Raw genomic sequence first — 12,631 nt, forward strand, 5'->3', positions numbered from 1 at the left:
TGAAAAACACCGATCCACTTGGATCGGTGTTTTATTTTTAAAAGATATTAAATACAGCGTTTAATTGAAGTAAGCTAATAACAGCTAAGAAGATTAAACTGTATTTCATTGCTGTTTTAAATAGAGCAGATTCTTTACCAACTAGTCCAACTGCGGCACAAGCAACTGCTACAGATTGTGGTGAAACCATTTTTGCCATTGTACCACCTACTACGTTTAAGGCAACGAGTGTAGAAGGAACGATGTTTAACTGGTCTGCTGTTACTGCTTGAAGTGGTGCGAATAAAGAACCACTTGAAACTACTGAACCTGTAATGAATACGCCAATCCATCCTAAGATTGGAGAAAGAACTGGGAATGCATTACCAGTAGAAGAGAATGCAAGTCCAAGTGTAGATGACATACCAGAGTAGTTTTCTACGTAAGCTAAAGCGATAACGCTACAAATTGTATATACTGGAGCTTTTAATTCTTTCATTGTTTCAATCATTAATTCTTTAACCATTTTACCTTTTACGCGGTAAACGATAAGTGAAACGATAATTGCTAGTACAATCGCAGTAGTTGTAGAAGAGAATACATCAAATTTGAAAACAGCTGCGAAAGGTGTATCAGCTTTTGTAATTGGTGTAGTTTTCATAACAGCATTATGAAGACCAGGGAACTGAATGTTAAATACTAAGTTTGCTAACGCACCATCTGGAGCAAATAAAGCTTTAATCGGTTTTAAGTTAAAGATTGTTACAAATGCAGTTAAGAATACGAATGGAGACCAAGCGTATAAAATTTGATTGAATGTATGTGATACTTTAGTTTCTTGTTTTTCTTCTTTAGTAGAAGATTTTGGTTGCCAAACACGTAAGAATAATGCAAGAGCAATCATACTTACAACTGCTGCGAAAATATTAGTAAGTTCTGCACCTAAGAAGTAAGTCACAGCGAATTGAGTAATAGCGAAAGAAACACCACTTACAAGAATACCTTGCCAAGTTTCTTTAATACCTTTAATTCCATCGACCATTGAAACAAGTAAGAAAGGTAAAATAATACTAATGAAAGGTAAAATAAGAACAGTTTGACGACCAATAGTTAATGCGTCAAGTTGAGTTAATTGTGCTGGCACTGTAACTGGAATACCCATAGCACCCATAGCACCACCAGCAATATTAGCTACTAAACAAATACCTGCTGCTTTTAATGGATTAAAGCCCATACCTACAAGTAGTGCGGCTGTAATAGCAACTGGAACCCCTAGACCAGCTGCACCTTCTAAGAAAGCACCGAAAGAATAAGCGATTAATAATACTTGTAAACGTTGATCATTTGTAATGCTTGAAATACTATCGCGAATAATATTGAATTGCTCTGTTTTAACAGTTAATTTGTAAAGGAAAATTGCGGCGATAACGATAGTACAAATTGGATAAAATCCAGATAAAACACCGAATCCAGCAGATGCTACAGCTACTGTTGCTGGCATTTTATAAACAAATATTGCAAGGATAATAGCGACAATCACACTATAAAGACCAGCCATGTAACTTTTCATTTTGAATCCCATTAAACAAATGATGAAACAAAAGATTGGAAGTGCTGCGATTAGTGCAGATAACCAAATATTGTTTAATGGGTCATAAATTTGTGTCCAAGTACTCATAATAATGACAACTCCTATCTATTATATGTGAAGAAATTCACATTATTTGTGAAACTATTCACAATCAACTTACATGCTTAGTATATTCTCCTTCAACACTATTGTCAACGTAAAAAAGTATAATTATTCCATAATAGTGTTAAAAGAAAAGCTTTGTTCATAAAGTAGACAAAAAACACACTCAAATGAATTTAAGTGTGCTGTATAAACTATTTGCATATTATTTTGCTTATTCAGCTGGCATGTTTCCTATAAGTGTATATTAGATGCCATCTTTTATATCGAGTATAAAGTTTGATATATGAACTGATCTGTCCTATTTGATCTAGTGTGAGGGAGGATTGGTGAGTGGATTTAAATAGGAAGTTTTGCACAACAGTCCAACCGCTTGCAATACGAATAAAAAATTAGAAACAAATTTTTAATATCACATCATCTCTTTTTACTGAAAATTCCTTTTAGCGTAACAAAGAGGTTAATTATAGTTCAACTACATTACGATAGGTTATCAATTATAGACGGTATTTTACAATACCGTTACTGTGCGTTTCAATGAGGTGAAAATATAACAAAAAGCTTGATAAAACAACGTTTGCAAGCAAAGTATTCGTAGGCCATTATTTTGCTTTTTCGTTATATCATATAGTATAATATTCAAAATCAGCAAGGATTTTTTCCTGAATTTTTGCTGATAAAGATGGAAAAATTTTTCGGCTTTATAGGTTGATAAAGTTATGTCGTAACAGGAAATATAAGAACAGATATATAAATAAATAAAAAGAACATAAAAACGCAAATAAAAACGAAAATGAGGGGAACTTTATGAGCCAAAATCAATTCGAATGTCGTATTTCAGAAGAAGATGTACAAATGTTAAGAGCGTTAGCTCACCCACTTCGTCTACGTCTAGTAATGGAACTTATGCAAAGAGGAACATGTAATGTAACACAACTACAGGAAGTATTAGAAATTCCGCAATCAACGGTTTCACAACATTTAACGAAGTTAAAGCAAAATAAAGTAGTGCGCTTTGAAAGACGAGGATTAGAAGTGTATTATCAAATCCATAATGATAAAGTAAGTGCGGTAGTAAAAACATTATTTTCTTAAAATTTGAATATTATGGAAAAAGACGTATGGAATATACGTCTTTTTTTATTTGTCAGAAAGGTAGTGAGAGAGTAAATATTAGCATGTGAGGAAGAAATGACTATCAATCAACATGCTGCCTTACGGAATATATTCTAAAAGGAAAAGAAAAAATAGAAAGGAGTGTAGTAAGCAAAAGGAGGGATAGTAGTATGGATGTGAAACGTGTGAAACAAATTTTATCTTCTTCAAGTAGAATTGACGTTACATATGAGGGCGTACCAGTATGGATTGAGAGCTGTGATGAGCAGAAGGGGAGTGCTCAAGTGTATGATGTATCTAATCCTGGTGAGAGCGTTCATGTGGACGTGACAGCTTTAGAGGAGAAATAATAAAAAAGACGCTTCTCAATTGAGAAGCGTCTTTTTTATTATTCCATCATATGTGCAATTTTCTTAGAGAACATAAGAAGTACTAATCCCAGTACAATTACGATAATACCGATACTTGCGAATACTTCTAAATATCCTAAAGATTGAGTGAAAGCAGCTAATTGTCCTGCTAATAAGTTTGCGAAGCCAGTACCAGCTAACCATACACCCATTAATAATGATGCTAATTTAACAGGAGCAATTGCACTTACCATAGATAATCCGATTGGTGATAAGAATAACTCACCGATTGTGTGGAACATGTAAGTGAATACAATGAATAGTAAGTTTGCTTTCATTGTAATGTTACCTTCATCGCTACCAGTTTTTAAAACAGCTAAAGTTAGAACTAAATATCCAATCCCTAGTAAAATCATGCCTAATGCCATTTTTGTTGGGATTTTCAAATCGCCATTTTTTGTTTTTGAAAGCTTAATCCATAACGCAGAAACAGGTAATGCTAGTAAGATAATGAATAGTGGGTTTACAGATTGGAACCAAGGTGTTGGAATTGTAAATCCACCAATTGTACGATCGACGAACTTATCTGTGTAAAGTGTTAAAGAACTACCAGCTTGCTCAAATCCTGCCCAGAAGAATACTACGAAACAAGTTAAAATTAAAATTGCAGCAGTACGTTTTTTCTCTTGTGTTGTTAAAGGTTTTTTCTCAATTGCTTTTGCATTTTTTTCTTTAGATTGTTTACCTACAACAGTTGTTCCGATAGACCCTAAGTAACGAGGTGCTAAGAAATTAAAGGCAAGCTGCCCAATAATCATACCGATACAAGCTGTTAAGAAACCGTATCTATAATCTGCAAAGTAACCGCAAATGAATGGAGCGATAAGAGCTCCTAAGTTAATCCCCATGTAGAAGATAGTGAAGGCACTATCACGACGAGAATCATTTTCGCTATATAATTGACCTAATAAAGTCGAAATATTTGGTTTGAAGAATCCGTTACCAATAACTAATAATCCTAATCCTAAGAAAAGTCCAGTTTTTGTGTTCATTGAGAATAATACAAAGTTACCAATTGCCATGATGATACCACCAATAGTAATGGCATGTCGCTTCGTAATGAAATGGTCAGTTAACCAACCACCGATAATAGGTGTGAAGTATACTAACATTGTGAAAATACCGTAAATTTGAACTGCAACTGCTTTATCAAATCCTAAACCGCCGCTTACTAAGCTCGTTGTTAAATAAAGAACTAATAAGCCACGCATTCCGTAATAACTAAATCTTTCCCATGCCTCTGTAAAGAACAACAAGTATAACCCTGGTGGATGTTTTTTTGGTGATTGTTGCTCTCCAGCTTTGTCTAATTTTAAAGCTGCATCCATTTTTGTTTCCCCCTAATCCTGTATAACGGATATTTATGTAATCATTTTAATTTACAAAATATTTAGAAGTCAATAGAATTATATGGAAATAGAAAGAAAATTTCTAAAAAAGTTCTATTTTTCTTCGACCGTTACTGTATTTTGCCCTGAAAACGAGATGATAAGCGTTTTCAAATGTAATAATTGAATTCTAAAAGAAAATAAAATAGTGATTAATCAGAAAATTTAGATTAAAACATTTATTCTGATATAAAGAAAATATATTCTATTTACTTTCTCAATATAACATATTGGGAATAAAAATACAAAACGAAATAATGTGACATTTAAGTGAATTGAAAAATAACCAGCTCCACAGAAGGGAGCTGGTTAAGGAAATATTATTTAACAAAGCGTTTTTCGATGTCATCTAGTAATAGGTTAGCAGCAATTACACCGCCAGCTGTATTCCAAATAACATCGTCGACTTTGTATGCTTTACCATTCTTTACGGCATTTAAATTTTTAAATAGAGGATCGTTTATATATTCTTTTTCTAGTTCAGATCCTTTTTTCTCATTTCCTTTATCGAATGTGAAGTAGAATAATACGTCACCATCCATAGCAGAAATACGCTCTTTAGATACGTTACGCTCTGCAAAATCATCTTTGTTTTGATCTCCAGGACGTTTAAATCCAAGTTCTTTTAAAATAACACCAGAGAATGTATCGCCATGATAAATACGAACATCACCAGGCATGAAACGAACCATAGAGATTTCTTGATTTACTTTATCGCCAAGTTTGCCTTTTAAATCTTTCATACGTGATTCGTAATCAGCTACAACTTTTTGACCTTCTTTTTCTTTATTTAATGCTTTTGCATAAAATTTGAAGTTATCTTTCCATTCACCACGTAATGTTTCTGAGAACACAGTAGGTGCAATTGCTTTTAATTGTTCGTACACTTTTTCGTGGCGCATTTTGTTACCGATAATTAAGTCTGGTTTTAAAGAAGCGATTGTTTCAACGTTAACTTGTCCTTCATCACCAACAACTTTTACATCTTTCATTTTATCCTTAATATGTGGATACCATGGGTCACCAGTCCAAGACTTTACAGCACCAACTGGTTTCACACCTAATTCAAGTAAAGCTTCAGTTCCTTCATTTGTTAAGATAACTACACGTTTTGGATTAGCAGGAACTTCTGTTTTACCCATTGCATGTTCTACAGTAACCACTTCTTTTTTATTATCTTCTTTTGTAGATTCTTCTTTGTTATTTGATTTTCCACAAGCGCTTAAAAGCATTGAAAATGCTAGTAAAAATACAAATACTGTAAACGATTTCTTCCGCATGAAATTCATTATGTACCCCCTATATGTTGAGAATATTTTTCAATAGCAAGCATGATATTAAGCCTTTATCTTTTGATTGTCAATACATATGGGTGAAAATAATTCTCATTTCCGTTGACAATGAGAATTAAGTTGAAATACACTAACAACGTATCATTATACATTGAAGGGGAAACGCTGCATGTTATTAAAAACAAATCGAGCAAAATGGATTGGATTATTTGTTGGAATCATTGCAGTCGTTATTTGTATTTGGGGAAGTATTATTTTCGGATATACAAATACGAGTTGGAAACTAGCATTGGATGCTTTTTTCCATTTTAACGGTTCCAATGAACATATTATTATTCAAAATGTACGTCTGCCTAGGGCGTTAATTGCAGCTAGTGTTGGTGCTAGTTTAGCCATTGCTGGTTGTCTTATGCAAACTTTAACTAAGAATCCACTTGCTTCTCCAGATTTTATTGGATTAAATTCAGGTGCTGCGTTCTTTATAGTTGTAGCAATTGTAATCTTTTCAGTAACATCATTATCAGCTTTCACATGGATTGCCTTTTTAGGAGCGGCGGTTGCAGCTGTACTTGTATTTGCTTCTAGTTCTTTAGGAAAAGAAGGGACTACTCCTCTTAAGTTAACGTTAGCAGGGGTCGCAATTAGTGCATTATTTTCATCATTAACACAAGGATTACTTGTGTTAAATGAAAAAGCACTTGAAGAGGTATTATTTTGGCTTGCTGGATCTGTGCAAGGGAGAAAGTTAGAAATTTTACAATCTGTATTCCCATATTTATTAATAGGATGGATTGCATCTCTTATGATGGCAGGGAAAGTAAATACATTGATGATGGGAGAAGACGTCGCGAAAGGACTTGGACAACGAACAATTTTAATGAAATCATTCGTGTTACTTATTATTGTACTGTTGTCTGGTGGTTCAGTTGCGGTTGCTGGCCCAATTGGATTTATTGGAATTATTACTCCGCATTTTGCGAGATTTCTTGTTGGAGTTGACCACAGATGGAGAGTGCCTTATAGCGGATTGTTAGGTGCAATACTACTAATATTGGCTGATATAGCAGCAAGATATGTCATTATGCCACAAGAAGTACCAGTAGGAGTTATGACAGCATTTATTGGAGCTCCATTCTTTATTTATATTGCACGTAAGAGAGGGCTTAGCAAATGAAGAAATATATTCCGTTTCGTATAGGAAAAGGTGAGCTCTCGTTTTTAATGTATAAACGAGCTTGTCTCGTCTTGTTAAGTTTACTAGTTGTTTTAATAGGATTATTCTTTGCGAGCGCAGGTATGGGAGACATGAAAATTGCTCCTTATGACGTATGGCAAGCAATTACCGGAAATGGCGATGCAATGTCAAATATGGTTGTAAATAAGTTTCGTATGCCACGTATTTTAATTGCTATCCTCGTAGGAATTGCGCTTGCGGTAGCGGGCTGTATTTTACAAGGGCTCGTTCGAAATCCACTTGCTTCTCCTGATATCATCGGGATTACGGGCGGGGCAAGTGTCGCAGTTGTATTATTTTTAGCGCTATTTAGTGATAAAAATAATGCGCTAACTGTAAGCATTCATTATATGCCGCTCGCAGCTTTTGCAGGAGCAACGATTGTAGCGGTTTTTGTATACTTATTTGCATGGAAAAATGATGGATTATCACCAATTATTCTCGTTTTAATTGGTGTTGGATTTTGGGCATTAACGAAGGCGGCAACAACATTATTTATGTTGTTAGCACCAATTTATCAAGCGAGCCAAGCGAATGTATGGATTACGGGTACCGTTTATGGCTCTTCTTGGCAAAATGTTATGGTACTTGCACCGTGGGTTCTCATTTTAACAGTAATATCATTTATAGCTGCTAGACATTTAAATGCGCAAGAGCTAGGGGATGATATTGCGGTAGGACTTGGTGTTCCTTTAACGAAGTCACGCGTATTCATGTTATTACTTAGTACGGCTTTAATTGGGGGAGCAGTTGCCTTCGCCGGAGGGATTGGATTTGTCGGTTTAATGGCACCTCATATTTCACGAAGGCTAGTTGGTTCTTTATACGGTGCATTGCTCCCAGTTGCAGCTATTGTCGGTGCAATTCTAGTACTTGCTGCAGATTTAATAGGGCGTACAATTTTCACACCACTTGAAATTCCAGCAGGGGTATTTACATCAGCAATTGGTGCACCTTATTTTATTTATTTACTTTATAAAAGTCGGAATTCATAAAGGGAGATGAATATGCAAAAAGCATTGGAGACGAAACGCTTGACGTTGTCTTATGGTGAAACAATTATTATTGATGAGTTGAATTTAGAAATTCCAAAAGGTGAAATTACAATCTTTATCGGTTCCAACGGTTGCGGGAAATCAACTTTATTACGTTCACTAGCTAGATTATTAAAGCCAACAACTGGTGACATTTTGTTAGATAATCAAGCTATTCAAAGTATGCAAACGAAGCAAATTGCTCGTCAAATGGCAATTTTACCGCAAGGACCGCAAGCACCAGAAGGGCTTACAGTATTGCAACTTGTAAAACAAGGACGCTATCCATATCAAACATGGCTGAAACAGTGGTCAGAAAAAGATGAGGAAATGGTACAGAAGGCACTTGCAGCAACAGGTATGACAGAATTTGCTGAGCGTGATGTGCATGCTCTTTCAGGTGGGCAGCGTCAACGTGCTTGGATCGCAATGACACTTGCACAAGATACAGATATCATTTTACTGGATGAGCCAACTACATACTTAGATATGACTCACCAAATTGAAGTGCTAGATTTATTATTCGAATTAAATGAAACAGAACAAAGAACAATTGTTATGGTATTACATGATCTGAATTTAGCATGCCGCTATGCAGATAACATTGTAGCAATTCAAGATAAACAAATATATGCACAAGGTAAACCTGAAGAAGTGGTAGATGAGAAACTAGTACGTGATGTATTCCGAATGGAGTGTCAAATTAGTACGGATCCGTTGTTTGGAACACCGCTTTGTATCCCTCACGGAAGAGGAAGACGTGTAGTTAAAGAAGTTGCTCAGGCAATGAGATAAAAAAACGATGAGTGATTCATCGTTTTTTTTATTTGGTACAAGAAAATAAGAGGAAGAGAGGAATACGTAAGCGACGTTTATACTCTTCTTCATCTTGAAAATAGGTTGGATTTGGTGTAGCTTCTTTTAATGATGTAATGGTAAATCCGGCTTGCTGTAATAATGTGAAATACTCTTCCGTTGTACGATGATATTTAATAACTTCTTGGTCAATCCATGGTTCAACCCGTTTGCCTAGTTTAAAGTAATCATCGACGAGCCAAATCGTTCTTTTACCACTTGTTTGTAAGCTTTCAAATGAAGAAGTAATAACGGGATGTTGAACGCTAAAGGTAAAGGTGCCATTTGTTTTTAAAGTTTGAAATACATTTTGAAAAATAGTATCAAGATGTTCAATATAATGTAAGGCGAGTCTAGATGTTACTAAATCAAAAGTGGAAGAGGGGTAGGTATAATCTTTGAGGTTTAAAAAATGAACAGATCCATTTTTATTTTCTAGTTGTTTTTTAGCTTTTTCATACATAAGTTCGGAGCCTTCAATGCCGGTATAAGAGTAGCATCCCTTCTCTAATAATTCCGCACCAAACTTAGCATCACCACAGCCTAAATCGAGAATTTGTTTTCCTTGTACATGACCAATGAGCTGAAAGAATACTGGTTTTTCAATGGATTCATTTGGGCTATTTTCTCGGTATCTTCGTTTCATATATTGTTCGAAAAATGCTGTGTTATTGTATACATCAGATTCTGTAAATGCCATGTTTGAAACCTCCCGAAATATTTTTTTAATTCTATCAAATATGAAAAGTAAATGATAGATTTATTGTAATGAATCATATATAATCTAGAATTGTAAGCGGTTACTTTAAACTATTTTTCTATAATAAATTCTGAAAACGTGTTAAGCTAGTAGAGGGATTATTAGAACTATTAAGACAATAATCCGCTTACATGAACGATGGGAGGCTTCACGATGTCTAGTAAAACACTTGCGAAATTTTTAGAAGAAAATTTAGAGGATTTAAAATCAAAGGGGCTTTATAACGTAATTGATCCGCTTGAGAGTTCAAATGGACCGATCATTACAATTGGCGGAAAAGAATATATTAACTTATCTTCAAACAACTATCTGGGATTAGCAACAGATAGCCGTTTGCAAGAAGCAGCAATTGGTGCTATTCATAAGTACGGTGTTGGAGCAGGGGCTGTTCGTACAATTAACGGTACTTTAGATTTGCATATTAAGTTAGAAGAAACAATTGCAAAGTTTAAACATACAGAAGCAGCAATTGCTTATCAATCAGGATTTAACTGTAATATGGCAGCGATTTCAGCTGTTATGGATAAAAATGATGCGATTCTTTCAGACGAATTAAATCATGCATCTATTATTGACGGTAGTCGTTTATCAAAAGCAAAAATTATTGTTTATAAACATTCTGATATGGAAGATTTACGCCAAAAAGCAATCGCGGCGAAAGAATCAGGTCTTTACAATAAATTAATGGTAATTACAGATGGTGTCTTTTCGATGGATGGAGATGTTGCAAAACTACCAGAAATTGTTGAGATTGCAGAAGAGTTAGATTTAATGACATACGTAGATGATGCACACGGTTCAGGTGTACTTGGAAAAGGTGCAGGAACTGTAAAGCACTTCGGTCTTTCTGATAAAGTTGATTTCCAAATTGGTACATTATCAAAAGCAATTGGGGTAATTGGTGGATATGTAGCAGGGAAACAAAACTTAATTGACTGGTTAAAAGTTCGTTCACGTCCATTCTTATTCTCTACAGCATTAACACCAGCTGATGCAGCAGCTTGCATGAGATCAATTGAAATCTTAATGGAAAGCACAGAGTTACACGATCGCTTATGGGAAAATGGCCGCTACTTGAAACAAGGATTAAAAGAACTTGGCTTTAACATTGGGGAAAGTGAAACGCCAATTACACCTTGTATCATTGGGGACGAAGTATTAACACAAGAATTTAGTAAACGTCTAAATGAAGAAGGTGTATACGCAAAATCTATCGTGTTCCCAACTGTAGCAAAAGGAACAGGGCGCGTTCGTAATATGCCTACAGCAGCTCATACGAAAGAAATGTTAGATGAAGCAATTCTTAAGTATGAAAAAGTAGGAAAAGAAATGGGCATCATTTAAGTAACGACATCTTTTGAATAGCTTGCAAATGAGGAGTGGGGAAAATGAAAAAAATTCTAGTAACCGGTTCTTTAGGGCAAATTGGTTCTGAACTAGTAATGAAACTTCGTGATGTATACGGCGCATCAAATGTTATTGCAACAGATATTCGTGAAACAGATAGTGAAGTAGTAACGTCTGGTCCATTTGAAACGTTAGATGTAACAGATGGACAAAAACTACATGATATCGCAAAGCGTAATGAAGTAGATACAATTATTCATTTAGCAGCTTTACTTTCAGCAACAGCAGAAAAAAATCCGTTATTTGCATGGAATTTAAATATGGGTGGACTTGTAAATGCTCTAGAAGCAGCTCGTGAATTAAACTGTAAGTTCTTCACGCCAAGTTCTATCGGTGCATTTGGTCCATCAACGCCAAAAGATAATACACCGCAAGATACAATTCAGCGTCCTACTACGATGTATGGGGTAAACAAAGTGGCAGGAGAATTACTGTGTGATTATTATCATCAAAAATTTGGCGTAGATACGCGCGGTGTCCGTTTCCCAGGTTTAATTTCTTACGTAGCGCCTCCAGGAGGCGGAACGACTGATTATGCAGTTGAAATTTATTATGAGGCGATTAAAAAAGGTGCATACACCTCATACATTGCTGAAGGAACATATATGGACATGATGTATATGCCTGATGCTTTACAAGCGATCATTTCATTAATGGAAGCTGATCCAAGTAAGCTAGTGCATAGAAATGCATTTAACATTACAGCAATGAGCTTCGAGCCAGAGCAAATTGCAGCGTCAATTCGTAAACACATTCCGACGTTTACAATGGATTATGCAGTAGATCCAGCTCGTCAAACAATCGCTGATAGCTGGCCAAACTCTATTGATGCAACAGCAGCAATGAAAGAGTGGGGCTTTAAAGCAGAATACGATTTAGACAAAATGACAACTGACATGCTGGCTAAGTTAAAAAAAAAGCTCACAGCTGAGTTAGTGATGAATTAATAGGAAGAGTCGATTCTTAGGAATCGGCTCTTCCTCATTTTTGGAAGGAGAGAAGTCTTATGCAAAGAGTTGATGTCGTATATGCACTAATACATGACGAAGAAACAGATAAAATATTAATGGTACATAATGTAGAACAAAACGTTTGGTCATTGCCAGGTGGGGCTGTGGAAAAAGGTGAAATATTAGAGGAAGCACTAATAAGAGAAGTGAAAGAAGAGACAGGTTTAACTGCTACGTTAGGTGGACTTGTTGCGATCAATGAAAAATTCTTTGAAGAATCAGGGAATCATGCGCTATTCTTTACATTCCGAGCGAATGTAGAAAAAGGTGAACTTATTGCGGAAGATGAAGGTGAAATTTCTGCAGTAGAGTGGGTGGATCGAACAATTGCGAATGAGCGCTTCCCATACTATGACGGAGGATTTGAATATTTGTTAGAAGTAGCCATTCCATACAAGTTTCAACCAGAAACAAAGTAATTGAACGAAAAAACAGGAGCCACAAGGCTCCTGT

The 12,631-nt window shown here is 35.5% G+C and carries 12 protein-coding genes; 8 read left to right on the forward strand and 4 right to left on the reverse strand.

Features of this window, described 5'->3' with window-relative positions; all coding sequences use genetic code 11:
- Nucleotides 1–37 precede the first annotated feature (37 nt).
- Nucleotides 38–1,657, reverse strand: coding sequence for an L-lactate permease (locus C3Y97_RS03180; RefSeq protein WP_000109096.1), 1,620 nt, complete (start codon nt 1,655–1,657; stop codon nt 38–40).
- 822 nt (nt 1,658–2,479) lie between these two features.
- Between C3Y97_RS03180 and C3Y97_RS03185 the strand changes: the two genes are divergently transcribed.
- Nucleotides 2,480–2,767: an ArsR/SmtB family transcription factor gene (locus C3Y97_RS03185; protein ID WP_000081428.1), complete on the forward strand. Its 288-nt coding sequence runs from the start codon at nt 2,480–2,482 to the stop codon at nt 2,765–2,767.
- A gap of 191 nt (nt 2,768–2,958) precedes the next feature.
- Nucleotides 2,959–3,138: an acid-soluble spore protein H gene (locus C3Y97_RS03190; protein ID WP_000382679.1), complete on the forward strand. Its 180-nt coding sequence runs from the start codon at nt 2,959–2,961 to the stop codon at nt 3,136–3,138.
- Between the two features lie 38 nt (nt 3,139–3,176).
- On the opposite strand, the gene C3Y97_RS03195 is transcribed toward C3Y97_RS03190, so the two are convergent.
- Both C3Y97_RS03195 and C3Y97_RS03200 read right to left on the reverse strand, forming a co-directional pair.
- On the reverse strand, nt 3,177–4,526 hold the full coding sequence (locus C3Y97_RS03195) for a peptide MFS transporter (RefSeq protein ID WP_000338314.1): 1,350 nt from the start codon (nt 4,524–4,526) through the stop codon (nt 3,177–3,179).
- 380 nt (nt 4,527–4,906) lie between these two features.
- Entirely contained in the window at nt 4,907–5,875 is a 969-nt protein-coding gene (locus C3Y97_RS03200; RefSeq protein WP_001010276.1) for an ABC transporter substrate-binding protein, read from the reverse strand.
- 172 nt (nt 5,876–6,047) lie between these two features.
- Between C3Y97_RS03200 and C3Y97_RS03205 the strand changes: the two genes are divergently transcribed.
- The 3 genes from C3Y97_RS03205 to C3Y97_RS03215 are packed head-to-tail and all read left to right on the forward strand — an operon-like array spanning nt 6,048 to nt 8,941.
- The gene (locus C3Y97_RS03205) at nt 6,048–7,052 is read left to right on the forward strand and encodes a FecCD family ABC transporter permease (RefSeq protein ID WP_000925232.1); all 1,005 of its coding nucleotides are present in this window, start codon (nt 6,048–6,050) and stop codon (nt 7,050–7,052) included.
- Nucleotides 7,049–8,107, forward strand: coding sequence for a FecCD family ABC transporter permease (locus C3Y97_RS03210; RefSeq protein ID WP_000760056.1), 1,059 nt, complete (start codon nt 7,049–7,051; stop codon nt 8,105–8,107). The genes C3Y97_RS03205 and C3Y97_RS03210 overlap by 4 nt, the downstream gene beginning before the upstream one ends.
- Before the next feature lie 12 nt (nt 8,108–8,119).
- The gene (locus C3Y97_RS03215; RefSeq protein ID WP_001167962.1) at nt 8,120–8,941 is read left to right on the forward strand and encodes an ABC transporter ATP-binding protein; all 822 of its coding nucleotides are present in this window, start codon (nt 8,120–8,122) and stop codon (nt 8,939–8,941) included.
- A 28-nt stretch (nt 8,942–8,969) separates the two neighbouring features.
- Here the strand turns inward: C3Y97_RS03215 and C3Y97_RS03220 are convergent, their stop codons facing one another.
- The gene (locus tag C3Y97_RS03220; RefSeq protein ID WP_000885971.1) at nt 8,970–9,701 is read right to left on the reverse strand and encodes a class I SAM-dependent DNA methyltransferase; all 732 of its coding nucleotides are present in this window, start codon (nt 9,699–9,701) and stop codon (nt 8,970–8,972) included.
- Between the two features lie 213 nt (nt 9,702–9,914).
- On the opposite strand from C3Y97_RS03220, the gene C3Y97_RS03225 reads away from it, so the two are divergent.
- From C3Y97_RS03225 to C3Y97_RS03235, 3 genes are read left to right on the forward strand one after another with little or no spacing between them, the layout of a single operon-like run.
- Nucleotides 9,915–11,105, forward strand: a complete 1,191-nt coding sequence (locus tag C3Y97_RS03225) for a glycine C-acetyltransferase (protein WP_000095905.1) — start codon at nt 9,915–9,917, stop codon at nt 11,103–11,105.
- A 44-nt stretch (nt 11,106–11,149) separates the two neighbouring features.
- Entirely contained in the window at nt 11,150–12,115 is a 966-nt protein-coding gene (locus C3Y97_RS03230) for an L-threonine 3-dehydrogenase (RefSeq protein WP_000723125.1), read from the forward strand.
- 59 nt (nt 12,116–12,174) lie between these two features.
- On the forward strand, nt 12,175–12,597 hold the full coding sequence (locus C3Y97_RS03235) for an NUDIX hydrolase (RefSeq protein WP_001189941.1): 423 nt from the start codon (nt 12,175–12,177) through the stop codon (nt 12,595–12,597).
- Nucleotides 12,598–12,631: the final 34 nt, after the last annotated feature.

The sequence above is a fragment of the Bacillus sp. DU-106 genome (assembly GCF_004799705.1).
Taxonomy (GTDB): domain Bacteria; phylum Bacillota; class Bacilli; order Bacillales; family Bacillaceae_G; genus Bacillus_A; species Bacillus_A cereus.

What these genes read in the sequence shown, in the direction of transcription:
- C3Y97_RS03180 (WP_000109096.1), bottom strand. Translation starts at nt 1,657, where the DNA reads ATGAGTACTTGGACACAAATTTATGACCCATTAAACAATATTTGGTTA.
- C3Y97_RS03185 (WP_000081428.1), top strand. Translation starts at nt 2,480, where the DNA reads ATGAGCCAAAATCAATTCGAATGTCGTATTTCAGAAGAAGATGTACAA.
- C3Y97_RS03190 (WP_000382679.1), top strand. Translation starts at nt 2,959, where the DNA reads ATGGATGTGAAACGTGTGAAACAAATTTTATCTTCTTCAAGTAGAATT.
- C3Y97_RS03195 (WP_000338314.1), bottom strand. Translation starts at nt 4,526, where the DNA reads ATGGATGCAGCTTTAAAATTAGACAAAGCTGGAGAGCAACAATCACCA.
- C3Y97_RS03200 (WP_001010276.1), bottom strand. Translation starts at nt 5,875, where the DNA reads ATGAATTTCATGCGGAAGAAATCGTTTACAGTATTTGTATTTTTACTA.
- C3Y97_RS03205 (WP_000925232.1), top strand. Translation starts at nt 6,048, where the DNA reads ATGTTATTAAAAACAAATCGAGCAAAATGGATTGGATTATTTGTTGGA.
- C3Y97_RS03210 (WP_000760056.1), top strand. Translation starts at nt 7,049, where the DNA reads ATGAAGAAATATATTCCGTTTCGTATAGGAAAAGGTGAGCTCTCGTTT.
- C3Y97_RS03215 (WP_001167962.1), top strand. Translation starts at nt 8,120, where the DNA reads ATGCAAAAAGCATTGGAGACGAAACGCTTGACGTTGTCTTATGGTGAA.
- C3Y97_RS03220 (WP_000885971.1), bottom strand. Translation starts at nt 9,701, where the DNA reads ATGGCATTTACAGAATCTGATGTATACAATAACACAGCATTTTTCGAA.
- C3Y97_RS03225 (WP_000095905.1), top strand. Translation starts at nt 9,915, where the DNA reads ATGTCTAGTAAAACACTTGCGAAATTTTTAGAAGAAAATTTAGAGGAT.
- C3Y97_RS03230 (WP_000723125.1), top strand. Translation starts at nt 11,150, where the DNA reads ATGAAAAAAATTCTAGTAACCGGTTCTTTAGGGCAAATTGGTTCTGAA.
- C3Y97_RS03235 (WP_001189941.1), top strand. Translation starts at nt 12,175, where the DNA reads ATGCAAAGAGTTGATGTCGTATATGCACTAATACATGACGAAGAAACA.